A 25171-nucleotide genomic window follows, 5' to 3' on the forward strand; every position below is an offset into this window, starting at 1 on the left:
GCCTGTCTCCCGCGGACCGAGCGCCGATCCGGGTCGCCATGCTCGGCTGCGGCACGGTCGGCAGCGAGGTCGCCCGGCTGCTCACCGAAGAGGCCGGCGAACTGGCGGCCCGCGCGGGCGCGCCGGTGGAACTGGTCGGCATCGCGGTGCGGCGTCCGGACAAGCACCCGGAACTGCCCGCCGAACTGCTCACCGACGACGCCGCGGCGCTCGTGGCCCGCGACGACGTCGACGTCGTGGTCGAGCTGGTCGGGGGCATCGACCCGGTGCGCAGCTGGCTGCTCACCGCGCTCAACGCGGGCAAATCAGTGGTCACCGCCAACAAGGCGCTGCTCGCCGAACATTCGGCCGAACTGTTCGAGGCGGCCGACGCGGCAGGCGTCGACCTGTACTTCGAGGCCGCCGTCGCCGGGGCGATCCCGCTGCTGCGCCCGTTGCGCGAATCGCTGGCGGGCGACCGGATCACCCGCGTGATGGGGATCGTCAACGGCACCACCAACTACATCCTCTCCGCGATGGACGCCACCGGCGCGGGCTACGCCGAAACGCTCGACGAGGCGAGCCGGCTCGGCTACGCGGAAGCGGACCCGACCGCGGACGTCGACGGCTACGACGCCGCGTCGAAGGCCGCGATCCTCGCCTCGCTGGCGTTCCACTCCCGGGTCACCGCGAAAGACGTGCACCGCGAAGGCATCGCCGACGTCACGGCGTCGGATCTGGCCGCGGCGCGCACGCTCGGCCGCACGGTGAAGCTGCTGGCGATCTGCGAACGCGTGACGGCGGACGACGGCACGGAATCGGTGTCCGCCCGCGTGCATCCGGTGATGATTCCGCGCAGCCACCAGCTGGCCGGCGTCGGCGGCGCGTTCAACGCGGTCTACGTCGAGGCCGACGCGGCTGGCGAGTTGATGTTCTACGGCCAGGGCGCCGGTGGCGCGCCGACGGCCAGCGCGGTGCTCGGCGACCTCGTCGCGGTGGCGCGCAACCAGGTGCTCGGCGGCCGCGGCCCGCGCGAATCGGCGCACGCCGCGCTGCCGGTCCGGCCGATGGGCCAGACGCCGACGCGCTACCACGTGAGCCTGGACGTCGCGGACCGCGCGGGTGTGCTCGCCCAGGTGGCACAGGCGTTCGCGGCGCACGGCGTGAGCATCGCCGCGGTGCGCCAGCGCGACGCGAACGACACGGCGAGCCTCGTCGTCGTCACTCATCTTGCGCCCGACGCGGCTTTGCAGTCCACTGTGGACGAAATCGCGAAACTCGATGTGGTGCACGAGGTTGTCAGCGTGATGCGGGTGGAAGGCGAAGACCAGTGAGCGCAGCTTGGCCGGGGATTATCGAGGCGTACCGCGACCGGATTCCGGTCCCTGACGGAGCGCGCGTGGTGACGCTCGGCGAGGGGAACACCCCGCTGCTGCCCGCCGCGCATCTGTCCGAGCTGACCGGCGCCGAGGTGTACCTGAAAGTCGAGGGCGCGAACCCGACCGGCTCCTTCAAGGACCGCGGGATGACCGTGGCGATCACGCACGCGCTGGCCAGCGGGCTCAAAGCGGTGATCTGCGCGTCCACCGGCAACACCTCGGCCTCGGCCGCCGCCTACGCCGCGCGGGCCGGGCTCACCTGCGCGGTGCTGGTGCCGCAAGGCAAGATCGCGATGGGCAAACTCGCCCAGGCGGTGCTGCACGGCGCGCGGATCCTGCAGGTCGACGGCAACTTCGACGATTGCCTCGAACTCGCTCGCAAGACCGCGGCGGACTACCCGGTCACGCTGGTCAACTCGGTCAACCCGGTGCGCATCGCGGGCCAGAAGACCGCGGCCTTCGAAATCTGCGACGTGCTCGGCGAAGCCCCGGACGTGCACTGCCTCCCGGTCGGCAACGCGGGCAACATCACCGCGTACTGGAAGGGATACTCGGAGTACGCGGCCGACGGTGTGGTCAAGAACACCCCGCGAATGTTCGGTTTCCAGGCCGCCGGCGCCGCGCCGCTGGTGCACGGCGAACCGGTTTCCGACCCGGACACCATCGCGACGGCGATCCGCATCGGCAGCCCCGCTTCGTGGGACGGCGCGGTGCACGCGCGCGCCGAGTCGGACGGTCTCTTCGAAGCGATCACCGACGAGAAGATCCTTGAGGCGTACCGGCTGCTGGCCCGCCGCGAGGGCGTGTTCGTGGAGCCCGCGTCCGCGACGAGCGTGGCGGGCCTGCTGGCCACCGCCGCCGACGGACGGCTGCCGAAGGGCGCGAAGGTGGTCTGCACGGTCACCGGGCACGGCTTGAAGGACCCGGCCACGGCGCTGGAGGGCAACGTCGAGGTGGAACCGCTCGCGGTCGACCCGACGGCCGTCGCGGCGGCGCTGGACCTGCGATGACGGCGCTGCCCGGGTTCCGCGCGACGGTCCCGGCGTCGAGCGCGAACCTGGGCCCGGGATTCGACGCGCTCGGTCTCGCGCTGGCCCGCTACGACGTGGTCGAACTGCAGGTCACCGAGGGCGGCCTGAAAATCGAGGTGCTCGACGCGGGGGCCGGCGGCGTCGAGGACGTGCCGACCGACGAATCCCATCTGGTGGTCCGCGCGCTCCGGCGAGCCTGCGAGCACCTGGACGTCCGGCCGCCCGGTCTGCATCTTCGTTGCCACAACAGCATTCCGCACGCGCGTGGCCTCGGGTCGTCGGCCGCCGCGGCGGTGACCGGCGTGGCGCTGGGCTACGCGCTGGCGGAACGTCCGCTCGACGCCGCCGCGCTCCAGCTCGCCGCCGAGTTCGAAGGACACGCGGACAACGCGGCGGCGAGCCTGTTCGGCGGCCTCGTGGTGGCGTGGTCGGAGGACGGCGAGTTCCGCGCCGAACGGGTGGAACCGAACCCGGCGATCCGGCCGGTGGTCGCGGTGCCCGCGGAGAAGTCGTCCACCAGCACCACGCGCGGCCTGCTTCCGGGCCAGGTGCCGCACGCCGACGCGGCGCACAGCGCGGGACGGGCGGCGCTCGCCGTGCTGGCCGTCACCGAGCGGCCCGACCTGCTGATGGCCGCCACCGAGGATCGGTTGCACCAGGACTACCGCGCCGAGGCGTACCCGGCGAGCACCGAACTCGTGCGCACGCTGCGTGCCCATGGCGTGCCCGCCACCATCTCCGGCGCCGGGCCGACTGTGCTCGCTCTCACTCTGACGGGAATACTCCCGGCAGGCGTGGACGTTGCCGGGTTCGGCGTCGCCGAATTGCCCGTCGACCGCGATGGCGTGCAGGTTGTGGCCAGGTGACGACCTGGTCACAGGCTGGACGGCAGCGTGCGCCACGCGGGGGGTGGTTGTTGCACCCGGACAGGGCGCGGTCTACCCTCGGGGGCGTTCGATCACCGTGCGTTTCCGCACCCGATGCCGGGCCTGTTCGCCCCTAGCGGCGGCTCCGGTCCGCATCCTTCGTCGATCCGCCCATTCCGCTCCGCCTGGCACGCGGGAGGCGGAGGGACGCAGGCGGGTTTCCGGTTCCGGCGGTGCCGAATTCCGCTTTCTCCGTCCGGAGGGGGCAAACACCCTGTGCTGGCGGCGCTTCGCTGTGTCTCGCACGGCTGGGCGCGAGCCGTCCGCATCGGAGGCAGAAGCCGTCTCGCTACCGGCGGCAGTCCGCTGATCCACCTGGAACGTGGATCGGTCAGGAAGGACATGTGTGAGCAACACCGATCTGTTGAGCGGCGACGTGGAGACCCCCGCCGCGGCCGCTGAGACCAATGGGGCCGCGGCCGCTCCGAAGCGCCGCACCGGGGGCCTGTCCGGGATGGTCATCGCCGAGCTCCGCCAATTGGCGGGCGAACTGGGTGTGGGCGAGACCACCGGCATGCGCAAGGGGGACCTGATCGCCGCGATCCGCGAGCGCCAGGGCAAGAGCAAGAAGCGCCCCGCCGCCGAGACGCTGCCGCTCGACGGCGTCGGCGAGCCGGTCAAGGCGGAGAAGCCCACCCGCCGGGCCAAGGCCGACACGCGCAAGGCGGACGCGGCGAAGACCGAGGCGCCTCAGGCTCCCCAGGCCGAGCCGAAGGCCGAGCCGGTCCAGGCGGAGGCACCCAAGGCCGAGGCCCCGAAGGCCGAGACCGTGCAGGACGGCAAGCCCGCCGCGCAGGAGCGCCCGGAGCGGCCCGACCGTTCCGAGGGCCAGTCCGACGGCCAGTCCGAGGAGGGCGGCCGCAACCGGCGCCGCCGCGGCGGCGCGAACCGGGGCGACGGCCAGCGCGACCAGCGCGGCGACCGCCAGGGCGGCAATCGCGACAACAACCGCGACAACCGCGACAACAACCGGGACGGCAACCGCGACAACCGCGACAACGGCGGCCGGGACAACCGGGACGGCAACCGCGACAACCGCGGCGGCCAGGACAACCGGCAGGACAACCGCCAGGACCGGCAGCGGAACCAGCAGGACAACCGCGACAACCGGAACAACGGCCCGCAGGACGACGACGAGGAAGGCGGCCGCCGCGGGCGCCGCTTCCGCGACCGCCGCCGCCGGGGCAGCGGGGGCGGCCGCGCCGAGGGCGGCGCGCCGGACACCGAGATCCGCGAGGACGACGTCCTGCTGCCGGTCGCCGGCATCCTGGACGTGCTCGACAACTACGCGTTCGTGCGCACCTCGGGCTACCTGGCCGGGCCGAACGACGTGTACGTGTCGCTGTCGCTGGTCCGCAAGTTCGGCCTGCGCCGCGGCGACGCGATCACCGGCGTCGTGCGCCAGCCGCGCGAGGGCGAGCAGCAGCGGCAGAAGTTCAACCCGCTGGTACGCGTCGACTCGATCAACGGCCTGGAGCCGGACGAGGCCAAGCGCCGTCCCGACTTCACCAAGCTGACGCCGCTGTACCCGAACGAGCGCCTGCGGCTGGAGACCGAGCCGCACAAGCTCACCACCCGGGTGATCGACCTGATCATGCCGGTCGGCAAGGGCCAGCGCGCGCTGATCGTGTCCCCGCCGAAGGCAGGCAAGACCACGATCATGCAGGACATCGCGAACGCGATCACGACCAACAACCCCGAGGCCCACCTCATGGTCGTGCTGGTCGACGAGCGTCCGGAAGAGGTCACCGACATGCAGCGGTCGGTGAAGGGCGAGGTCATCGCCTCCACCTTCGACCGCCCGCCGTCCGACCACACCTCGGTCGCCGAGCTGTCCATCGAACGGGCCAAGCGCCTGGTCGAAATGGGCCACGACGTGGTCGTCCTGCTCGACTCGATCACCCGTCTGGGCCGGGCCTACAACCTGGCCGCGCCGGCGTCCGGCCGGATCCTGTCCGGTGGTGTCGACTCGACCGCGCTGTACCCGCCGAAGCGTTTCCTCGGCGCCGCGCGCAACATCGAGAACGGCGGCTCGCTCACCATCTTCGCGACCGCGATGGTGGAGACCGGGTCCACGATGGACACGGTGATCTTCGAGGAGTTCAAGGGCACCGGCAACGCGGAGCTCAAGCTGGACCGCAAGATCTCCGAGCGCCGCGTGTTCCCGGCGGTGGACGTCAACCCGTCCGGCACCCGCAAGGAAGAGCTGCTGCTCTCGCCGGACGAGCTGGCCGTCACGCACAAGCTGCACCGCGTGCTGCACGCGCTGGACTCCCAGCAGGCCATCGACCTGCTGATCTCGCGGCTGCGCAAGACGAAGACCAACATCGAGTTCCTGATGCAGGTCTCGAAGACCGCCCTTGGCGGCGGAGACGACGACTGAGTCTCGCCTCGACGCGAAGCGGCCCGCCCCGGATGTTCCGGGGCGGGCCGGTTTCGTTTCCCGCGACGGTGCTTCCGCACCGGAGCGGCCTGCCTCCGGCGGATTCCTCCGCGACGGGCCGTCCGATCACCCAGCTTCCGCGGCTACGCCCCGGTGCGGCTTCCGGTCAACCGGCATCCCGGCCGGTTGAGGTCGATCCGGTTCCCGGGGGCCAGGCATCCGCCGATCGCCGACACCTGCTGCCCGTAACTGCGGCCCTTGACCGCGGTGACCGTCCCGTCCGCCGCGACCTCGCACGGGTTGCCTTCGGTGCACGACTCGCCGTCGCGGTTGTGGGTGTTGTTGATCCCCATCACGGTGGTGCCGTCCGGCGTTAGCAGCGCTGTTCCGGAGTAACCGGGCAGGCTGACGCATTCGTCGCTGTCGGCGTAGCGCACCGATTGGTCCTGCTGCCAGCCGCCTTCCCGCAGATGCGGCACCACCGCCGCGACCTCGCATTTCGGCCGGTGACTCTCGTAAGCCATCCGCAGCCGGTCCCCGGCTCGCATCGGGGAGGACGTCAGCCGGAAAACCTTCGCGTCAGCGGCGGCTAGCTGCGCGTAGGTCCGATCCAGCCGGTACAGGGCGATGTCAGTACCGGTCATCGTCGCGTACAGCAGCCGGGTGGCCCGGGCGGTGGTCTTCGGATACCCCTGCCGGTCGGCGATGGGAATGTCCTTTTCCAGCCCGGCAGGCTGATTCACCAGCGCTTTCCCCGGCTGCGGCCGGTTTCCCGGCACGCAATGCCCGTTGGTCAACGCCAGTGCCGGATCAGAATCCCGGGCGGTGTCCGGCCGGATCACCGAACCCATGCATTCGCCGATCTTGGCGGTGCCTTCCACGTTGGGGATGACCGTGTCCGGCGGAACCGCGGTGCCCGACACGATTCCGTTGATCCATCCGGCATTCCGCGTCACGTCGACATACAGGTCCGGCAGGTCGGCTCCGCGAATGCCTGAGCCGACCACCGTTCCGGCCAGCGCCCATCCGGCGCCGTCCCGGACCAGCGCCGGTCCGCCGGAGTCGGTCACGCCGGGTCCGACACCGTCTCGCAGGCTCCCGATGCACAGCGGCGGCGAGATTCCGTCGTCGTCCCAACATTGCGTCAACGGCTGCACCACGGTGTCCGCTTCGTGCAGCTTCCGCGGGAAACAGACGGGGTCGGCGAAGTTCCCGCACGACAGCGCGGTGGCGCCCCAGCCGAGGATCCGGACCGCGGTGCCGACGGCCGGGGTGGCGGTCGTCATCCGGACCGGCTGCGCCCGGACCGAACGGGCCAGATGCAGCACGGTGAGGTCTTCGCCCGGCGGGTTGTAGCTGGCGTGGCGGCGGTAGAACTTGTCGACCGCGACCAGTTCGCCGCCGGATTTCGTGTCCAGCGACCCGACCCGGACTTTCCAGCCGCGAGGGACGGCCGTGGTAGCCCCGGTAGGCGTGTTGGCGCAGTGCCCGGCGGTCAACGCCCATTGCGAGCCGATGAGCACGCCGGTGCACCGATGGCCGTCGGGCCGGGGCGCGTCGTACTGGAGGGAAACCAGGAATGAGTAAGGCTGCGAAGACTCGGTGCCGCCGACGATGGCGGAGGCCGGTGCGGCTGGGGCCACCGTGGCGGCCAGCACAGTGCCGAGTAGCAGCGCGGAAGATCGAATGCGCATGTCCCGCACGATGTCGGGCGCATGTCCGCGGACGGCTACCGCCGCGTGACAGTTTCACGGTAACTGCGTTGCGGTAAGGGTTTTTCGCGCCGACGGAGCGCTCCCTGCCGACCCCAGGCGCGGCCGGGAACGCTCCGTCGGTTCAGGTGCTCGTGCCGGGGGATGGCGGGCACGAGCACAGCTCAGTGGCGGGGGACGGCGGCCGGGGTCCAGCCGCGGTAGTTGTTGAAGTAGCTCGTGGAGCTGCCGTGGCCGATCTTGCCGCCGACGCTGGTCGCGTAGAACCCGCCGTTGCCGTCCGCGATGCCGACGTGGCCGTAGGCGCTGATGTTCCAGTACACGAACGAGCCGGCGGGCGGCTGGCCGCTGGTGTGCTTCGGGCTGGCGCCGTTCCAATGTGCGTTGGCGGACGCCCAAACCCCCGTGACGCCGTAGGAATTCTCCGCGGCCTTCTCGCAGTAGTGCTCCCATCCGGTGCTGCCGGCGTGCGCCTTGTACCAGGCGACCGCCCCGGCCGGGGTGCCGTCGCCCGCCCCGGTCAGATTCGCCTCGGACAGCTCGGTGAACGTGCCCGCGGCGGGGTTCACGTCCGCTGCGGTGATCCCGTCGGCGGCGTTCGCGGCGGGCGCGAAGACCGCGGCGGAAGCGGCCAGTGCGAGCACCGCGGCCGGCTTCGCGAGCCGGGTGAGCAGGTCGGTCGTGCGCATGTCCGGACCTCCAGTAAGTGAGCGATTCACGAACTCGGCCAGCTTCACGCCAGCGGGTACAAAATCCGTACAATGCGAAAGTCCTTCACTACCCACCGTCGCGGCGGACGGGGGAATACCTGGTCACCGGGGTGTGTTGAAGCCCTTGCCAGCGCGTCTGGCAGAATGACCCGCTGAAGTCCGGCACCGGTTCACCCCGCACTGGGGACCCGGGGCCAACGAGAGAGGACACCATGAAGAGCGGTATTCACCCCGAATACGTGACCACGACCGTCACGTGCAACTGCGGGAACAGCTTCGTCACCCGCAGCACGAAGGAGTCGGGTCAGATCCACGTCGAGATCTGCTCGAACTGCCACCCCTTCTACACCGGCAAGCAGAAGATCATGGACACCGGTGGCCGGGTTGCCCGGTTCGAGAAGCGCTACGGCAAGCGTCAGCAGAAGACCGACGCCAAGTAGCTTGTCCAACGGCGCCCACCCGCACGCCCGGGTGGGCGCCGTTGTTCTGTCCGGGCCTGTTCGCGAGAGGGAGACGGCGAAGTGGATTCGAGTTCGCTCAAGGGGCTGCTCGACGAGCACGCGCGGCTGGAACAGGAGCTCGCCGACCCGGCGGTGCACGCCGACCAGGCCCGGGCCCGCAAACTGGGCCGCCGTTACGCCGAGCTGAGCCCGGTCGTGCGCGCGGTGCGCGAGCTGGACCAGGCCCGCGACGATCTGTCCGCGGCCAAGGAACTGGCGGCCGAGGACGCGACGTTCGCCGCCGAGGCCGAAGAGCTGACGGCGAAAATCCCGCAGCTCGAAGCGAAACTCACCGAACTGCTGCTGCCGCGCGATCCCTACGACGGTTCCGACGTCGTCATGGAGATCAAATCCGGCGAGGGCGGCGAGGAATCCGCGCTGTTCGCCGGAGACCTGCTGCGGATGTATATGCGCTACGCCGAACGGCACAACTGGAAGGCCGAAGTGCTCGACTCGACGGAGTCGGACCTCGGCGGCTACAAGGACGTCACGCTGTCGCTCAAGAGCAAGAGCGCGGACGTCGAAGGCGTGTGGGCCCGGCTCAAGTTCGAGGGCGGTGTGCACCGGGTGCAGCGCGTGCCCGCCACTGAGTCGCAGGGCCGCATCCACACGTCGGCGTCCGGCGTGCTGATCTATCCGGAACCGGAAGAGGTCGAGGTCGAGATCGACCCGAACGACCTGCGCATCGACGTGTTCCGGTCGTCCGGTCCGGGCGGGCAGAGCGTCAACACCACCGACTCGGCGGTGCGGATCACGCACCTGCCGACCGGGATCGTCGTGTCGTGCCAGAACGAGAAGTCGCAGATCCAGAACCGCGCGCGGGCGCTGCAGGTGCTGCAGGCTCGGCTGCAGGCGATCGCAGAGGAAGAGGCGGCGGCGAAGGCATCGGACGCTCGTCGTTCGCAGGTGCGGACGGTCGACCGTTCGGAGCGGGTGCGGACGTACAACTTCCCGGAGAACCGGATCTCGGACCACCGGGTGAACTACAAGGCGTACAACCTGGACCAGGTTCTCGACGGCGAACTGGACGGCGTTCTGGACGCGCTGGCCGCGGCCGACCGGGAGGAACGGCTCGCCGCGCAGGCGGGCTGATTCTCAGACGGCGGCGGGAATTTCCTCCGTCGCCGGGTCCGCAGTCTCCTCCGCCGCGGTTTCCGCGCGGGGGAGCAGGCTGAGGACTGCGAACACCACGGCCAGCACGGTCGGGAACAGCGTCAGCAATTGGTGTTTCACGCCTTCGATGCCTTCGCCCAGCGCGGACAGCCCTAGCTGTCCCGCCGCGAAGAACACCAGCAGGAACGCGACAATCCCGTACTCGCGCCGGTTCCGGCGGAAGGCGCGCACCCCGGCCCAGCCGACGAACACCCAAATCGGCACCAGTACGAACAATCCGAGCGGTGCGATCAGCGCGGCGATTCCGGAGAACACCGGCACCCGGTATTCCTTCGCCAGCCGCGGCTGTCCGGACAGTTCGCCGAAGCTGCCGAGGTTTTCCGGACGCGCGGTGAGCGCGTCGACCCCGCCCTGCTGGAGGATTTCCGCCGTCCGCCCCGGATGCGTCGCGTAGTAGTGCAGCACGTTGCGGCGGCTGATTTTGTCCTTGTACTGCGGGTAAAGCGGGTCGTGCCAGGCCGCGCGCTCGCCCCACCAGCCGGTGCCGACGTACTGCTCGAACGATTCCGGCAGCCCCAGCGCGGCGAGGTCGGCCTTGGTGTCGTGCTTTCCGTCCACAATAGAATCGAAGATCGCGTGGTACATGTTGGCCTCGCGGTATTCCGCGTTGGCCGGGTCGCCCTGAGACTGGATCGCCAGCGTGCCCGCGCCCACGATCGCGAGCACGGCGAGCGGCAGCACCCAGCGCTTCCGGCCGCGCGCGCCGGTCGGCCGGGTCAGCAGCAGCGCGAGGGCGAAAAGCGGGATGAGCAAAAGGGTTTGCGATTTGGCGTTGATCCCGACGAGCCCGCCGAGGACAGTCACCGCGGCACCGGCCCAGCGCAGTTTTCCGGGGCGGTGCAACAAGAACAAGCCGCCACAGATCAGCAGGATGCCGAGGAACGCCGCGCCTTCGCTGAGCACCGAAGCGAAGTAGCCGAAGAACGCCGAATCGCCCATCACGAGCAGCAGCAACACGGTGGCGATCAGCCGGTTCCGGCGGTTCAGGTCGAGACCGAGCACGGTGACCGTGATCGCGCCGGCGACCAGAACGCAGGTGAGCACGCCGAGCACCAGCAGATTCAGCACCCCGGACGCACCGAACAGCGCACCGATCTTGCCCGCCGCCCAGTCGAGCCAGGTCTGGCTGGAAACGTACGCGGAATCGCACGGCGGCGCGGATCCGTAACTGAACCGGACGAACCCTTCCGACGGCCGGTCCAGCTGCCGTCCGCCGAGCTGGCACAGCAACCGCCAGCCGTCGCCGTTGTCGGCCATGCCGACCGGACGGGGCACCAGGAACCGCAGCAGCAACAGTCCGAGCGAGGCGACGAATACCCCGAGGCCGAAGCGCAGGTCCCTGGATCTCACCGGGCGGAGTCTAGAGGGGACCGACGCGAGGGCGAGGTGGCGGGGCGCGTGGGCCTCGTGAGTGCTTATTCCGGTGAGAACCGGCATAGCCACTCACGAGACCGCAGGCGAGGAGTCGCCACCGGACCAGCCTCTCCCAGGGCGCTGCTCTGGCGTCGTGAGTGTTCGCGCCGGTTAGAACCGGCATGAGCACTCACGAGCTAGCGCCCGCTGCGCCTCACGCGGTCGCCGCGGCGAAGGCTGCCATCCGGTCTTCGTAGCCCTCGTCACTCCCGAAGTGGACGGCCACCGCGTCCGCCCCGGCTTCCCGGTACGCGCGGTAGGTCTCGACGGCCGTCTCCGCGGTGAACTGCTGCCGGGCGATCCGCCGCACGCGCCGCGCGGGGTCGAGCTGGTCCAGCGTCGCGACCCGGTCCGCGAATGCCTCCGGCGAGAGGCCCGCGCTAAGCCACTGGTCCCCGGCCCGGACCGCCCGCCGCAACGCGACCGTCGAATTGCCACCGACCAGGATCGGAATCCGGCCTTCCGGCCGCGGCTCGAAATACCCGCCAGCCCGGCCCCGGCCGGTGGTGAACAGCTGGTCCAGCAGCGAAAGCGTGTCGTCCAGCATCGCCCCGCGGCGGGTGAAATCCGCGCCGATCTCCGCGAACTCCGGTTCGTTCCATCCCGCGCCGACGCCCAGGATCAGCCGGTGCCCGGACAGCCGGTCGATCGTCGCGGCCTGTTTGGCCAGCAGGTGCGGTTCGCGCAGCGGCACGATCACCACGGACGTGCCCAGCCGCACGCGTTCGGTCGCCGCGGCGAGGTAGGCGAGCGTCGCCAGCGGCTCGTATACGCCGCCGAAGACCTCGCCGAACGGCTCCGGCGGCAGAACGTGGTCCGGCAGCCAGACGGATTCGTACCCCAGTTCCTCGGCCAGCCGGGCGAGGTCGGCGAGGCGGCGCGGGGTCAGGCCGGGCGACTCGTTCGGCAGGACGACCTGGCGGCTCATCGCAGCACCTTCCGGATCGCGGTGAGCCAGGCTTCCGGCGCTTCGTCGCCGATGCTGTGCCCGGCCTCGATCTCGACCAGTTCCGCGCCGGGAATGCCTTCGGCCAGTTCCCGCGAGTGCCGCGGCGGCACGAGGGAGTCCAGGGTCGTGGCGATCACCAGGGTCGGGACCGCGATCGACGCCAGTTCCGCCCGGGTGTCGACGGAGCGGACCAGTTCGACCTGCTTGGCTGTGCCCTCGGGCACCGATTCGGCCAGTCCGGAGACCGCCGCGGCGAGCTGGTCCCGGGTGAGCGCGGCGAGGAACGGCTCGCTGGCGGCGACCAGCATCAGGTACTTCGCGAGCAGGGTGCGGTCGCCCTCCAGCAGGTGCGCCCACACGTCCAGCGCCAGCTCGGTCCGCGCGTCCGGCCGGGCGAGACCGGCGGTGAGGATGAGGCCGGTCACGCGATCGGGATGCCGGGTGGCCACGCGGACCGCGACGGCTGTGCCGAGCGAGTAGCCGAGCACGGTGAATTTCTCGACCCCGGCGTCGACGGCGGTCGCGACCAGGCCGTCGGCCAGTTCGTCCAGCGTGCCGCCCGCGGCGGGGTAGTCGGCCCCGACCACGGTGTGCGTGCGGGAGAGGTCGTCCAGCAGCGGGCCGAAGTTGGCTGTCACGCCGCCGCCCGCGCCGTGCGCGAGCAGCAGGCCGGGGCCCTGGCCGCGGACCAGGGGCGCGAAATGTTCTGTCATGGTCGCGACGTTAAGGATTGACACCAGTGTGAAGGCCAGAAGCAGGGGAAGATCGGATGCTGATCGGCGAACTCGCGCAGCGGACCGGAGTCGCGCCGCGGCTGCTGCGCTACTACGGCGAGCAGGGGCTGCTGACCTCGACGCGCAACACGAGCGGGTACCGCGTGTACGACGACGAGGCCGTCGTCCGGGTGCTGCAGATCCGGAAGCTGCTGGCCGCGGGCCTGACCACGGAGATGATCGCCGGGATGCTCGACTGCGCGAGCGGACCCGCCGCGCACCTCGACCTGTGCCCCGATCTGGTGCGCCGGCTGCGCGGGGAACTGGCCGAGGTGGAACGCCGGATCGGGGATCTCGCCCAGCGGCGCGAAGTCCTGTCCGGGTATCTCGGCCAGGCGTGACGCCCGCGCGGCCGGGGGTCGATACGCTGGGCAGCACCCCCGCTGGGGGCAGCTTCGACGAGTGAAGGACGACCAGTGAATCGGCAGCCGCTGCGCCTGGCCATCATGGAGGCCACCCGGATCCTCACCGAGGCGGGCGTGGAATCGCCGCGGTCGGACGCGGACCTCATCGCCGCGCACGTGCTCGGCGTCGAACGCGGCAGGCTGCCGATGGTGCCGCTGGTCGACCCGCCGGTGATCGAGGCGATCGGCCAGCTGGTCGCGCAGCGCGCCAAGCGGATCCCGCTGCAGTATCTGACCGGGTGGGCCGCGCTGGGCAACATCACGGTCAACGTCGGCGCGGGCGTGTTCGTCCCGCGCCCGGAGACCGAACTGCTGCTCGAATGGGGCGTGAAATTCCTGCAGGGCCGCGAGTATCCGGTGGTGGTCGACCTGTGCACCGGCTCCGGCGCGCTGGCGCTGGCGCTCGCGCACGAGCGTCCGGACGCGGTCGTCTACGCGGTCGACGTCGACCCGCAGGCGCTCGCCTGGGCCCGGCACAACGCCGACGTGCACAGCGCGGCCGGGAACACCCCGATCCGGCTCTACTCCGGGGACATCGCCGACCCGACGATGTTCGCCGAACTCGACGGACTCGTGGATCTGGTGCTCTGCAACCCGCCGTATGTGCCGGAGGGCACGCCGGTCCCGCCGGAAGTCGGCGAGCATGACCCGGCGCGCGCGGTCTTCGCCGAAGAGAGCGGGCTGGCGGTGATCCGGCACGCCATCGCGGCCGGAGCGCGGTTGCTGCGGCCGGGCGGCGGGCTGGCCATCGAACACGACGACACGCACGGGTCGGCGGTGCCCGCGCTGGTCCGGGCGCGGCGGGTGCTGACCGCCGTCGAGGACCACCCGGACTACAGCGGGCGCGCGCGGTTCGTCACCGCCCGCCGTCTCGGCTGAGGTTTCGCTCCGCGCCAGAGAAGTCCGTGCGGGAACCCCTGGGGTCCGTGAAGGTGGCCCGCACGGACTTCCCGCGCCGCGATCCAGCGGTCAGCACTGCGCCATTCGCACCTTTGCGCTCGTCCTGCCCGACTTTCGTCGTGCGGCAGCGGGGTGGCTTTCGTTCGCGCGCCTAACGATCACCGTTAGCGTCGGGCCTCGGGACCGCCGGGCGGACCGGCGGACAAGTGAGGAGCGAGGATGAGATCCCCCTTACCCCGCCGGGATCACCGCACCCGGACCACCCGAAGCACCCGAACCCGGACCACCCGCGGCCGCCTCGCCGTCGTCGTGGCGATCGCGGCGCTGGCTCCCGCGCTGCTCGCCGGGACCGCCGCCGCCGAGCCGCTCGCCCAGGGCTGGCCTGCGCCGCTGGACTCCGCGCACTGGGCCGACCAGGCGAGCATGACCTGGCAGGACTACCGCGCCGTCCCCGGCACGAACTGGGCCGACCCGGCCCTGAAACCGACCGTGCGCAAGTTCAAGGGCGCGGTCGTGCTGGCCGATTACCCGGACGCGGATTTCGTCGTCACGAAATCGCCGCATTCGACGGTCTTCGGCAATCCGTCGCCGTCGGCGAGCAATCTGCCGAGGGAGAAAGTCGCGCAGCACTACCAGGATTTCCTCAACAAACCCGAACCGCTCAACCACGGCCACACCATCAACGAGTACTGGATGGAGGACTCCGGCGGCCGGTTCGGCGTCGACCTCACCGCGTTCGGCCCCTACCGGATGCCCGGCAAATCCTTCGAGTACGGCATGGAAATGCAGCCGGAGGACTGCCCGGCGGACGCCGACTGCACCCGGGACCTGCGCAAGGACGCGGGCGACGCGTGGCGGGCCGACGTCGGTCCGGTGGCCGACCAGTTCGATTTCATCTTCTTCCTCTCCGCGGGCCAGGACGAAAGCTCGACGTGGCAGGAATTCGGCGAGATGAAGTTCGGCTCGAAGGAGAACGTGCCCGCCGAATTCGGTCCGCCGGGCAGCAAACCGGGCGACCAGAACTGGGCGCACACGCGCTACGTGCCGTGGACGTCGTGGGCCTCGGCGGCGAGCATCTGGCCCAACGCGGCCAACGGTTCCTCGACCCAGGCGGAAAGCTCCGGCCAGGCCGTGTTCGCCCACGAGTTCAGCCACATCCTCGGCATCGGCGACAACTACAACAACCCGTTCGGCAACCCGCCCCGGCGGTCCTACACCGGCCCGTGGGAAATGTTGTCGCGCGGCAGTTTCAACGGCCCCGGCGGCCCGCACACGCGCTGGCAGATCCCGGCCACCGAAGGCGGTTCGATGGGCGCGCACCACATGCTGCGCAACAAGCTCAAACTCGGCATCGTCGATCCGAAATCCGTCTTGAACCTCGACCGGAACCAGCTCGCCACGACCGGTCCGGTCACCGCGCGCGTGACCGCTCGGGAGGCGACGCCCGCCACCGGCGCGTATGCCGGTGTCACGATCGCGCTCACCGGCGGTGACCGTTCACCCCAGTGCGATCCGTCGAAGGACCCGAAATGCGACGGCGGCGGATACGACCACTACAGCGTCGAGGTCGTCGACCGGATGGGCTCGGACTCGTTCGCCCCGGACTCCGGAGTCCTGCTGGCCAAGACCAAAGCCCGCGACGCCGCGCCGTTCGAGTGGATCGTGGACGCGAACCCGCAGGACATCGGCCTGACCGACTACGTCCGCCCGGACGGTACGCCGGTCAAGATCACCGTCGGCGACTACCGGCAGCTCAACGACGCCACGTTCAAGGCGGGCACCGGCGCTTCCAGCGGCTACGAGTACACCGATGAGGCGAACCGGTTGCGTTTCCTGGTCACTGACCTCGACCGGGACAGCCGCGGTGTCCTGTCGTACACGGTCACCGTCGCGTCACTGGACGGCGCCGGACCGCAGGCGCGCGGCGCGTGGCTGTGGCCCGCACTGCCCGCGTTCGCCAACGGCGGGCTGGCGACCTGCGACTTCCGCCTGTCCAACTCGGGCTCGGCCCGTGGCGCGGCAGCACCGTACGACCAGGACACCTACCGGCTGACCGCGTCCACCGACACCCGAGGGTGGGAGGTCCGGCTCCCGAACGCGCTGGCCACCGCGAAATTCGGCGGCTCGACGCAAATTCAGGCGTACGCGAAACGTTCGGCGGGCGCACCGCACACCGCTCGCGTGCGGCTGACCGCGACGTCGATCGCCGACCCGGCGAAAACCACGACGACCGCCTGTACCGCGATCGGGTTCTGAACCCGGAAGGCGCCATCCGTCCCGAGCGGCGGATGGCGCCTTTCCACGGGGTTGCTCTCCATCGGGCCACCCCCTACCTTGGGGCGGCCGAACGATCAGACTCTGGGGGAGTCATGTTCTTGCGCCATCGCATCACCGCCGGTTGCGCTGTGCTCGTCGCCTGCGCGCTCACCGCGAGCGCGACCAGCGCGTCCGCCGCGGCCGGACCGACCACCCTTCCCGCCAGCGAATACACGCTGACCTCGGATTACCACAAATACGACGCGGCTTATTCCGGGCTTTCCTCGAAGCTGCACACCGTGCCGGTGCACACCGTCATGGACAACGCGAACCACGACCGCCAACCGCTGCCCTCGAGTTTCAACCCGGCTGGCCTCACCGGTGGTTTCCGTTTCGACGACGGCGACAACGACGACTGCACCAACTACCCGCAAGGCATCACCACCAGCCGAGACGCGGTCGGCGGCGACAACGGCGGCAATTACGACGGACACCAGCTCGTCGCGGTCAGCTGGTACACGCGCGACGCCTGCGGCGGCAAACAGGTCCGCAGCCGGATCACGCTCGCCGACTGGGACGCGACGTACCCGAACAAATACCGCAAAATCCTGCTCGTCGAACCGACCGGCACGAGCGCTTCGCCGAACTACAAGGACATCCCGATCCACGCCGGCGGCGTCTCCTGGTACGGCGACTACCTGTACGTCGCCGACACCGGCAGCGGCATGCGGGTCTTCGACATGCGCAAAATCCTCGAGGTCAACTCGGGCGGCACGGCCGACCAGATCGGCCTATCCGGCGGCCAGTACTACGCGCACAACTACCGCTACGTCCTGCCGCAGGTCGGCACCGTGGCCGCGCACACGACGTCCGGCACGAACCTGGCCTGGTCGAGCATCTCGCTGGACCGGGTGAGCAAGTCGATCGTGATGACCGAGTACACCTGCAAGGCCGACTGCACCGACTACCCGAACCGCGCGCCGCGCGCGGTGCGCTTCCCGTTCGCCTCGGGAGCGACGACGTTCGCCGCCTCCACGACGGCGAGCCAGGCGCTGAAACTGCCTTGGTACAACCTCAACGGCGTCGCCTCGCACAACGGCCGCTGGTGGTTCAACTCCTCCGCGGCGAAGCAGCTCTACTACTGGACCCCGGCCGCGGGCCCGGCCACGCACGCCTGGGTCGGCAGCGGGGAGAGCATCTCGTACTGGGAGGACCCGAAGGACGCGGACATGCTGTGGTCCCTGCAGGAGGGCAAGGGGAACCGGAACGTGTTCGCGGTGAAGCAGGCCAGCTACGGCAGCTGATCGCCGATCCGGTCGGCCGCCCGGCCTTTCGATCGGGCTCGATCCCCACGCACCCAATGCCACGAGGTCCGTGAGGGCCACCCTGAGGGAATTAGATTCCCCCAGGGTGGCCCTCACGGACCTTCGCGGGAGCAGAAAGCCACGCCGCCCGGCAGAGCCCAACCGGCGCTCCTCTGCGGAGCGGAGAGCGGCGACCCACCACGGCCCACCCGTCGGCGCGACGGCGCCCCCGGACGGCTTCCGAGAGAACCCCCGTCGGCACAGCGCGGACCCCCGGCGGCGCGAGAATCCCCGCCCCGAGGCGCTCCGCGGACCATCGCCGCCCCGGGAGGATAGGCTTTCCGGCATGAGTGCGGTCTACGACTGCGGCAAGCGCGAGTCCCGAGCCGAAGGCCTGTCCGCGGCGGCTGCCGCGGTGCGGTCGAGCCGGCTGGTCGTCATGCCGACGGACACGGTGTATGGCATCGGAGCCGACGCGTTCGACTCCGGCGCCGTCCAGGCGTTGCTGCGGGCGAAGAACCGCGGCCCGGACATGCCGGTCGGCGTTCTCGTCGGATCTTGGTCCACTGTGGACGGTCTGGTGCTCGGCGTTCCGCCGCAGGCGCGGGCGCTCATCGAGGCGTTCTGGCCGGGCGATCTGTCGATCGTGCTGCCGCACGCGCCGAGTCTGCAGTGGAATCTGGGCAATTCGCGCGGCACGGTCATGCTGCGGATGCCGCTGCACCCGGTCGCTCTGGAGCTGCTCCGCGACGTCGGCCCGATGGCGGTGTCGAGCGCGAACGTCTCCGGCCGGCTGCCCGCCACGACTGCCGAGGACGCCCAGGAGCAGCTCGGCGACGCGGTGTCGGTGTATCTCGACGGCGGGTCGAGCGGCGAATCGGTGGCGTCGTCCATCGTGGACCTGACCGGCGACAAGCCGATCGTGCTGCGCGAGGGCGCGGTCACCAAGGCCGCCATCGCCGAGGTGATCGGCGTCGCCGAGGAGACGCTGGACTGAGCAGGGGAAGTGACTGCCGTTCACCGGTACCGCACGCGGGCGCGGTAGCGTGGCGCGGTGACTCCGACCTCCCGGCGGGCGTGACGCGGTCATGCCTGTAGTCCAAGGACTTCTCCCGATCCGGGAGTACCTGCTCGTCGCGCTGACCGCGACCGCGGTGACCTATCTGCTGACCGGCGTCGTGCGGCGAGTGGCCATCCGGATCGGCGCGATCGCGAACCCCCGCGCGCGCGACGTGCACGTCAAGCCGATCCCGCGGATGGGCGGCGTCGGCATCTACCTCGGGATCGCCGCGGCGATGGGGCTGGCGCACCAGCTTCCCGCGCTCAGCCACGGGTTCGACGTCTCCTACGACGCGGTCGGCGTGCTGCTCGCGGCGGGCGTCATCTCGCTCATCGGCGTGCTGGACGACCGGTTCGAGCTCGACGCCTGGACGAAGCTCGCCGGACAGGTCATGTGCGCCGGGATCCTCGTCATCTTCGGCGTGCAGTGGGTGTCGTTCTGGGTGCCGTGGGGCGGCAACGGCGATTCCATCGGCTCGGTGCTGGTGCTGGACAAGAACCAGGGCGCGCTGCTGACCGTCGTCATGGTCGTGGTGATGGTCAACGCGATGAACTTCGTCGACGGTCTCGACGGGCTGGCCGGCGGGCTCGGCTTCATCGCCGCGACGGCCACCTGCGTGTTCTCGCTCGGGCTGCTCGACAGCGCGGGCGGCGACTTCGGCTCGTACCCGCCCGCGCTCATCGCCGCCGCGCTCGCCGGGGCCTGTCTTGGTTTCCTTCCGTACAACTTCCAGCCGGCCAAAATTTTCATGGGCGACTCCGGATCGATGATGATCGGGTTGATGCTCGCCGGGGCCACCACCTCGGCCAGCGGCCGGGTCAACTACACCCGGTTCTCCGCCTCGGACGCGCTGGCCCTGCTGTCCCCGCTGGTGGTCGTCGTGGCCGTGCTTTTCGTCCCGGTGCTCGACCTCGTGATGGCCGTCGTGCGGCGCACGCGCCGCGGGCAGAGCCCGTTCGCCGCGGACAAAATGCATCTGCACCACCGGCTGCTGGAAATCGGCCATTCGCAACGCCGCGCGGTGTTGCTGATCTATTTGTGGGCCGGAATTCTGTCTTTCGGCGCGGTATCGATCACGATTTTCGACAGCCCGGTCGTGTTCTGGGCGATTGGCGCCGCATTGGTCGTCGCGGTGCTGGTTTCACTGGTGCCGAGGCTGCGTTCGAGGCACCGCCACGGCGTCTGAAACCACGAGCGGTCTATACTGGCGGGTCGAACCGAACGAGGAGCGAATGCAGTGAGCGACACCGAGACGCCCGAGACGTCCCAGGCAACGGCTCAGGCCAAAGCTCCGGAGAACCCGCACGCCGCTCCGGTGCGCCAGCTCGCGCGCTCGATGACGCGCGCCTCGCTGCTGTTCACGCCGCCGTTCATCCTGGTCTGCATTGTGCTTTTCACCGTCCTCAACGGACTCCACGGCTTCCTTGGCGCCCTGGTCGGCGGCGTGCTCGCGATGGTCGCCTCGCTGTCGACGCTGGGCATGATGAAGGTATCCGCCGGACAGGACCCCTCGCTGGTGATGCTCATCGCTCTCGGCGGGTACGCGGCGAAGGTCATTCTGCTGTTCCTCGCGCTCACTCTGCTCAAGGGCGTCACCGTTCTGCACCCGCTTTCGCTCGGCATCACGATGATCGTCGCCATTCTCGTGGCCGCCGCGGTGGAGTTCGCGGCATTCCGCAAAGCGCGTATTCCGACCATCATTCCCGCCTCGAATTGACGGGTTCGGGACAGGGGTCCCGGCTCGATCCGGGACCTAGGTCCTGGACCATTCGGCTGGTAAGGAGTACGCCTGTACGGCAGTGATTGACCTGCTGGTATGGTCCGCGTCATGGGTGGCGGCCTCGGCCGCGCACTCCCGACGACGAACCGCGATCAGCAGTGTGGCGACCGGATGGTTCCGCCTCTCTCAACGGCTGGTCCGAAGTAGACCGCAGGGCAGTGTTCACGCGAGACATCCCTCGTGCACGGACCGGTGATGTGGGTTCCGCGCAGGGTGGGTACCGCCGCCTCCGGCGTCCCGATGCGTATCGGGTACGTTAAGTCCAGATCGTGACGATTCCCCCGGCGGAGTGAACGCCGGCCGGGAGAACCGGGAGGAGCCCAGTGGCCGCGCTGGTACTGACCGAGGGTGCGACCTTCGCGCCCCCTGGCGCCGAAAGCTTTGAGCTGCCGCCGTTGTTCGGCTTCGTCACGAAGCCGATGCTCCTGGTGGTGCTCTCGGTGATCATCATCGCGGGGTACTTCCTGCTGGCGACGCGCAAGCTGAAGATCGTGCCGAGCAAAGGCCAGTTCGTGGCCGAGGGCATCTACGACTTCGCGCGCAACAACATCGCCCGCGAGCAGATCGGCTCGAAAGACTTCAAGCGCTTCGTGCCGGTCATCTTCGCGTTGTTCACCTTCATCCTGCTGAACAACCTGTACGGGGTCATCCCGTTCCTGCAGTTCCCCACCATGGCGCGGTTCGGGTTCCCGGTCGCGTTGTCGGTGCTCGTGGTCTACCCGGTCTACCACTACGTCGGGATCAAGAGGCACGGCCTCGGCGGGTACTTCAAGAAGGAGCTCGCCCCGGCCGGTGTGCCCGGTGCGGTGCTTCCGCTGTACGCGCTGATCGAGTTCGCGGAGAAGTTCTTCCTCAACCCGCTCACGCTCGCCATCCGTGTTTTCGCCGCCATGTTCGCGGGACACCTGATCCTGGCGGTCTTCACCCTCGGCGGCACCTTCCTGCTGACCGAGACCTCGAGCATCGCGCTGAAGCCGGTGTCGCTGGTGGCGTGGATCTTCGCCATCGGCCTGACGTTCCTGGAGGCGTTCATCCAGTGCCTCCAGGCGTACATCTTCGCCCTGCTGTCCGCGGGGTACATCGGCGCCGCGCTGGCGTCGGAGCACTGAGAACACCTAAAGACCCCGATCCGCGTGAGTGCGCGGACCGAAGTGAAGGGAAACGCACGTGAGCAACATCGTTCTGGCCCAGGCCGCCGCCGAGACCATCAACCTCAACAAGGGCCTCGCCGCGATCGGCTACGGCCTGGGCGCGATCGGCCCCGGCATCGGTGTGGGCCTGATCTTCGCCGCGGTGATCAACGGCACCGCGCGTCAGCCGGAGGCCCAGAGCAAGCTCCAGGGCATCGGTTACGCCACCTTCGTGCTCACCGAGGTGCTGGCCCTGATCGGCATCGTCATCTACTTCATCGCCTCCGCCTGAGTCGTCCGCTCTCGCGTAAGGAGACGTTGTGCTGAAGACCCAAGCTGTGCTCGCAGCAGAAGCACACAACCCGATCGTTCCGGATTGGTCGGAACTGATCCTCGGCATCGTCGCCTTCCTGATCCTGCTGTTCATCCTCAAGAAGTACGTCGTCCCTCGTTTCGAGAAGGCGTACGAGGAGCGGGCGCAGAAGATCGAAGGCGGCATCGAGAAGGCCGAGAAGGCTCAGGCAGAGGCCGAGAAGGCGCTGTCGGAGTACAAGGCGCAGCTGGCGGACGCCCGTTCCGAGGCCGCGAAGATCCGCGACGACGCCCGGCTCGAAGCCGAGCAGATCAAGGCGGAGCTGCGGGAGCAGGCCGAGGCCGAATCCCAGCGGATCGTGGCGCAGGGCCACGCCCAGCTGCAGGCGCAGAAGGCGCAGATCGTCGCCGAGCTGCGGGCCGAGATGGGCCGCAACGCGGTGGAGCTGGCCGGCCGCATCGTCGGCGAGTCGCTCGAGGACGAGGCGCGCCGTCGCGGCACCGTCGACCGGTTCCTCGCGGAGCTGGACACCGCCGGGGCCACCAACGGAGCGGGGAAGTAGACCGTCATGACGCTGCATGCTGCGAGCCGTGAAGCGCTCGACCTCGCCGAGCGGTCGCTCGGCGAGGTGCTGGCCGGAGCGGGCGCCGACCCCGCGAAGGTCGGGGACGAGCTGCTCTCGGTCGTCGACCTCCTTGACCGCGAAATCGGCCTGCGCCGCGCGGTCGGCGATTCTTCGGTCGCTCCGGAGAGCCGCCAGGGCCTGGTCCGCCGCCTGTTCGACGGAAAGCTGAGCGAGCAGGCCCTCAAGGTGCTCGACACCGTGGCGGGCAGCCGCTGGTCCAGTCCCCGCGAGCTGGTGGACGGGCTCGAGTCGATCGGCCGTTCGGCGCTGCTGACCGCCGCCGAAAAGGCCGGGAACGTCGAAACCGTCGAGTCTCAGCTGTTCCAGGTCGCGCGGATCGTCGCGGGCGCCCCGGAACTCGAGGCGGCGCTGTCCGACTTGACCGCTCCCGCGGAAGCGAAGCGGACCCTGGTTCGCGGGCTGTTCGCGGACAAGGTCGACGCGGTCGTCGAGACCCTGGTCGAGCAGGCCGTGCAGCGCTCCAAGGGGCGCGGCATCGGCAACGCGCTCGACAAGCTGGTCGCGCTGGCCGCCGAGCGGCGCGAGCGCTCGGTCGCGTACGTGACCTCGGCGAACGCGCTCACCGACGAGCAGCGGGCCCTTCTCGGGACCAAGCTCGACGGCATCTACGGGCGGCCGATCGCGCTGCACGTCGAGATCGACCCGGCACTCGGCGGCGGACTCGTCGTCCGCGTCGGGGACGAGGTCATCGACGGCAGCACCTCCGGGCAGCTGGCGGCGGTGCGCCGCACGCTGAGCCGGGCCTGAGCGGCACAACAGACTTTGCACACTGGACAGAACAGAAGCGAGAGCGGGAACGAAATGGCGGAGCTGACGATCTCCTCGGACGAGATCGCCCACGCGATCGAGAATTACGTCTCGAGTTACGCCCCTTCGGTGGAGCGGGAAGAGGTCGGCGTCGTCGCCGACGCCGGTGACGGCATCGCCCACGTCGAAGGGCTGCCCTCGGCCATGGCCAACGAGCTGCTCGAGTTCCCGGGCGGCGTCCTTGGCGTGGCGCTGAACCTGGACGCGCGCTCCATCGGCGCGGCGATCCTCGGCGACTTCGAGAGCATCGAAGAAGGCCAGCAGGTCAAGCGGACCGGCCAGGTCCTCTCGGTGCCGGTCGGCGACGGCTACCTCGGCCGGGTCGTCAACCCGCTCGGCCAGGCCATCGACGGCCTCGGCGAGATCGAGACCACCGGCCGCCGCGCGCTGGAGCTCAAGGCCGCCTCGGTGGTCGAGCGCCAGCCGGTGTCCGAGCCGCTGCAGACGGGCATCACCGCGATCGACGCGATGACCCCGATCGGCCGCGGCCAGCGCCAGCTGATCATCGGCGACCGCAAGACCGGCAAGACCGCGGTCGCGGTGGACACGATCATCAACCAGAAGGCCAACTGGGAGACCGGCGACCCGAAGAAGCAGGTTCGCTGCATCTACGTCGCGGTCGGCCAGAAGGGCTCCACGATCGCCTCGGTGAAGTCGGCGCTCGAGGACGCGGGCGCGATGGAGTACACCACCATCGTCGCGGCCCCGGCTTCGGACTCGGCCGGCTTCAAGTGGATCGCCCCCTACACCGGCTCGGCCATCGGCCAGCACTGGATGTACGAGGGCAAGCACGTCCTGATCGTGTTCGACGACCTGACCAAGCAGGCCGACGCCTACCGCGCGATCTCGCTGCTGCTGCGCCGCCCGCCGGGCCGCGAGGCGTTCCCCGGCGACGTCTTCTACTTGCACTCCCGTCTCCTCGAGCGCTGCGCGAAGCTCTCGGACGAGCTGGGCGCGGGCTCGCTGACCGGTCTGCCGATCATCGAGACCAAGGCGAACGACGTGTCGGCCTACATCCCGACGAACGTCATCTCGATCACCGACGGCCAGTGCTTCTTCCAGTCGGACCTCTTCAACGCCGGTCAGCGCCCGGCCATCGACGTGGGTATCTCGGTCTCCCGCGTGGGTGGCGCCGCGCAGGTCAAGGCGATGAAGAACGTCGCGGGTTCGCTCCGCATCGACCTGTCCCAGTACCGCGAGCTGGAGGCGTTCGCCGCCTTCGCCTCGGACCTGGACGACGCGTCGAAGGCGCAGCTGGAGCGCGGCGCCCGGCTGTACGAGGTGCTCAAGCAGCCGCAGTACTCCCCGGTTCCGGTCGAGGAGCAGGTCGCCACGGTGTACCTGGGCACGAACGGCTACTTCGACTCGGTCCCGACCGAGGACGTGCGCCGCTTCAACCAGGAGTTCCTCGACTCGGCGCGGCGCAAGCACGCCGAGGTGCTGGGTGCGATCCGCGACACCGGCAAGTTCGAGGACGACACCCGCGACGCGCTGATCGCGGCGGTGAACGAGTTCAAGAAGGAGTTCACCACCTCCGAGGGCAAGCCGCTCGAGTCGAACGCCGACGCGATGGCCGCCGAGAAGGTCGGGCAGGAGACCGTCAAGGTCAACAAGCCCGCCCCGAAGAAGTGAGCTGGTAGCCC

23 protein-coding genes are annotated in these 25171 nt (G+C 69.8%); 18 read left to right on the top strand and 5 right to left on the bottom strand.

The genetic code is table 11. The annotated features are described in order from the left end of the window. The first annotated feature begins 38 nt into the window (after window positions 1-38). From ACZ63D_RS11310 to rho, 4 genes are all read left to right on the top strand, one after another. On the top strand, window positions 39-1313 hold the full coding sequence (locus tag ACZ63D_RS11310; protein ID WP_465354752.1) for a homoserine dehydrogenase: 1275 nt from the start codon (window positions 39-41) through the stop codon (window positions 1311-1313). Continuing rightward, a complete protein-coding gene (thrC, locus tag ACZ63D_RS11315; RefSeq protein ID WP_465354168.1) occupies window positions 1310-2368 on the top strand; it encodes a threonine synthase in 1059 nt (352 codons plus the stop codon). The genes ACZ63D_RS11310 and thrC overlap by 4 nt, the downstream gene beginning before the upstream one ends. Further along, window positions 2365-3255: a homoserine kinase gene (thrB, locus tag ACZ63D_RS11320; RefSeq protein ID WP_465354169.1), complete on the top strand. Its 891-nt coding sequence runs from the start codon at window positions 2365-2367 to the stop codon at window positions 3253-3255. Before thrC ends, thrB begins: the two co-directional genes overlap by 4 nt. Before the next feature lie 406 nt (window positions 3256-3661). Next, entirely contained in the window at window positions 3662-5698 is a 2037-nt protein-coding gene (rho, locus tag ACZ63D_RS11325; protein ID WP_465354170.1) for a transcription termination factor Rho, read from the top strand. Between the two features lie 143 nt (window positions 5699-5841). Here the strand turns inward: rho and ACZ63D_RS11330 are convergent, their stop codons facing one another. Together ACZ63D_RS11330 and ACZ63D_RS11335 are read right to left on the bottom strand one after the other, a co-directional pair. After that, window positions 5842-7392 (bottom strand): S1 family peptidase, encoded by a 1551-nt coding sequence (locus ACZ63D_RS11330; protein ID WP_465354171.1) that lies wholly within the window; start codon window positions 7390-7392, stop codon window positions 5842-5844. Window positions 7393-7574: 182 nt separating this feature from the next. Next, entirely contained in the window at window positions 7575-8099 is a 525-nt protein-coding gene (locus tag ACZ63D_RS11335; RefSeq protein WP_009082619.1) for a hypothetical protein, read from the bottom strand. A gap of 233 nt (window positions 8100-8332) precedes the next feature. On the opposite strand from ACZ63D_RS11335, the gene rpmE reads away from it, so the two are divergent. Continuing rightward, window positions 8333-8560 carry a 50S ribosomal protein L31 gene (rpmE, locus tag ACZ63D_RS11340; RefSeq protein ID WP_009082617.1) on the top strand — a complete coding sequence of 76 codons (228 nt, stop codon included), beginning with the start codon at window positions 8333-8335 and terminating at the stop codon, window positions 8558-8560. An 81-nt stretch (window positions 8561-8641) separates the two neighbouring features. Next, on the top strand, window positions 8642-9712 hold the full coding sequence (gene prfA / locus ACZ63D_RS11345) for a peptide chain release factor 1 (RefSeq protein ID WP_465354172.1): 1071 nt from the start codon (window positions 8642-8644) through the stop codon (window positions 9710-9712). A gap of 3 nt (window positions 9713-9715) precedes the next feature. On the opposite strand, the gene wsfD is transcribed toward prfA, so the two are convergent. From wsfD to ACZ63D_RS11360, 3 genes are all read right to left on the bottom strand, one after another. Next, window positions 9716-11143 carry a glycan biosynthesis hexose transferase WsfD gene (gene wsfD / locus ACZ63D_RS11350; RefSeq protein WP_465354173.1) on the bottom strand — a complete coding sequence of 476 codons (1428 nt, stop codon included), beginning with the start codon at window positions 11141-11143 and terminating at the stop codon, window positions 9716-9718. A gap of 217 nt (window positions 11144-11360) precedes the next feature. Then, window positions 11361-12134, bottom strand: coding sequence for a TIGR03619 family F420-dependent LLM class oxidoreductase (locus ACZ63D_RS11355; RefSeq protein ID WP_465354174.1), 774 nt, complete (start codon window positions 12132-12134; stop codon window positions 11361-11363). Further along, the gene (locus ACZ63D_RS11360; protein WP_465354175.1) at window positions 12131-12868 is read right to left on the bottom strand and encodes an alpha/beta fold hydrolase; all 738 of its coding nucleotides are present in this window, start codon (window positions 12866-12868) and stop codon (window positions 12131-12133) included. The genes ACZ63D_RS11355 and ACZ63D_RS11360 overlap by 4 nt, the downstream gene beginning before the upstream one ends. A 56-nt stretch (window positions 12869-12924) precedes the next feature. On the opposite strand from ACZ63D_RS11360, the gene ACZ63D_RS11365 reads away from it, so the two are divergent. The 12 genes from ACZ63D_RS11365 to atpA all read left to right on the top strand — a co-directional run bounded on the left by ACZ63D_RS11365 (window position 12925) and on the right by atpA (window position 25160). After that, a complete protein-coding gene (locus tag ACZ63D_RS11365) occupies window positions 12925-13269 on the top strand; it encodes a MerR family transcriptional regulator (RefSeq protein WP_465354176.1) in 345 nt (114 codons plus the stop codon). 75 nt (window positions 13270-13344) lie between these two features. After that, a complete protein-coding gene (prmC, locus tag ACZ63D_RS11370; protein ID WP_465354177.1) occupies window positions 13345-14211 on the top strand; it encodes a peptide chain release factor N(5)-glutamine methyltransferase in 867 nt (288 codons plus the stop codon). Between the two features lie 240 nt (window positions 14212-14451). Then, window positions 14452-16488: a M6 family metalloprotease domain-containing protein gene (locus tag ACZ63D_RS11375; protein ID WP_465354178.1), complete on the top strand. Its 2037-nt coding sequence runs from the start codon at window positions 14452-14454 to the stop codon at window positions 16486-16488. A 113-nt stretch (window positions 16489-16601) separates the two neighbouring features. Further along, window positions 16602-17792 (top strand): hypothetical protein, encoded by a 1191-nt coding sequence (locus tag ACZ63D_RS11380; RefSeq protein ID WP_465354179.1) that lies wholly within the window; start codon window positions 16602-16604, stop codon window positions 17790-17792. A gap of 346 nt (window positions 17793-18138) precedes the next feature. After that, complete coding sequence (locus ACZ63D_RS11385) at window positions 18139-18789, top strand: L-threonylcarbamoyladenylate synthase (RefSeq protein ID WP_465354180.1); 651 nt, start codon at window positions 18139-18141, stop codon at window positions 18787-18789. A 91-nt stretch (window positions 18790-18880) separates the two neighbouring features. Then, window positions 18881-20038 (top strand): glycosyltransferase family 4 protein, encoded by a 1158-nt coding sequence (locus ACZ63D_RS11390; RefSeq protein WP_465354181.1) that lies wholly within the window; start codon window positions 18881-18883, stop codon window positions 20036-20038. Window positions 20039-20089: 51 nt separating this feature from the next. Next, window positions 20090-20569, top strand: coding sequence for a hypothetical protein (locus ACZ63D_RS11395; RefSeq protein ID WP_465354182.1), 480 nt, complete (start codon window positions 20090-20092; stop codon window positions 20567-20569). Window positions 20570-20955: 386 nt separating this feature from the next. After that, the gene (gene atpB / locus ACZ63D_RS11400; RefSeq protein ID WP_465354183.1) at window positions 20956-21741 is read left to right on the top strand and encodes a F0F1 ATP synthase subunit A; all 786 of its coding nucleotides are present in this window, start codon (window positions 20956-20958) and stop codon (window positions 21739-21741) included. A 58-nt stretch (window positions 21742-21799) separates the two neighbouring features. After that, window positions 21800-22054 (top strand): ATP synthase subunit c family protein, encoded by a 255-nt coding sequence (locus ACZ63D_RS11405; protein WP_009082593.1) that lies wholly within the window; start codon window positions 21800-21802, stop codon window positions 22052-22054. 28 nt (window positions 22055-22082) lie between these two features. Further along, window positions 22083-22637: a F0F1 ATP synthase subunit B gene (locus tag ACZ63D_RS11410; RefSeq protein ID WP_465354184.1), complete on the top strand. Its 555-nt coding sequence runs from the start codon at window positions 22083-22085 to the stop codon at window positions 22635-22637. 6 nt (window positions 22638-22643) lie between these two features. After that, window positions 22644-23468: a F0F1 ATP synthase subunit delta gene (locus tag ACZ63D_RS11415; protein WP_465354185.1), complete on the top strand. Its 825-nt coding sequence runs from the start codon at window positions 22644-22646 to the stop codon at window positions 23466-23468. A gap of 54 nt (window positions 23469-23522) precedes the next feature. After that, window positions 23523-25160 (top strand): F0F1 ATP synthase subunit alpha, encoded by a 1638-nt coding sequence (gene atpA, locus ACZ63D_RS11420; RefSeq protein WP_465354186.1) that lies wholly within the window; start codon window positions 23523-23525, stop codon window positions 25158-25160. Window positions 25161-25171 lie beyond the last annotated feature (11 nt).

It is taken from the genome of Amycolatopsis sp. NPDC104775, assembly GCF_055583325.1.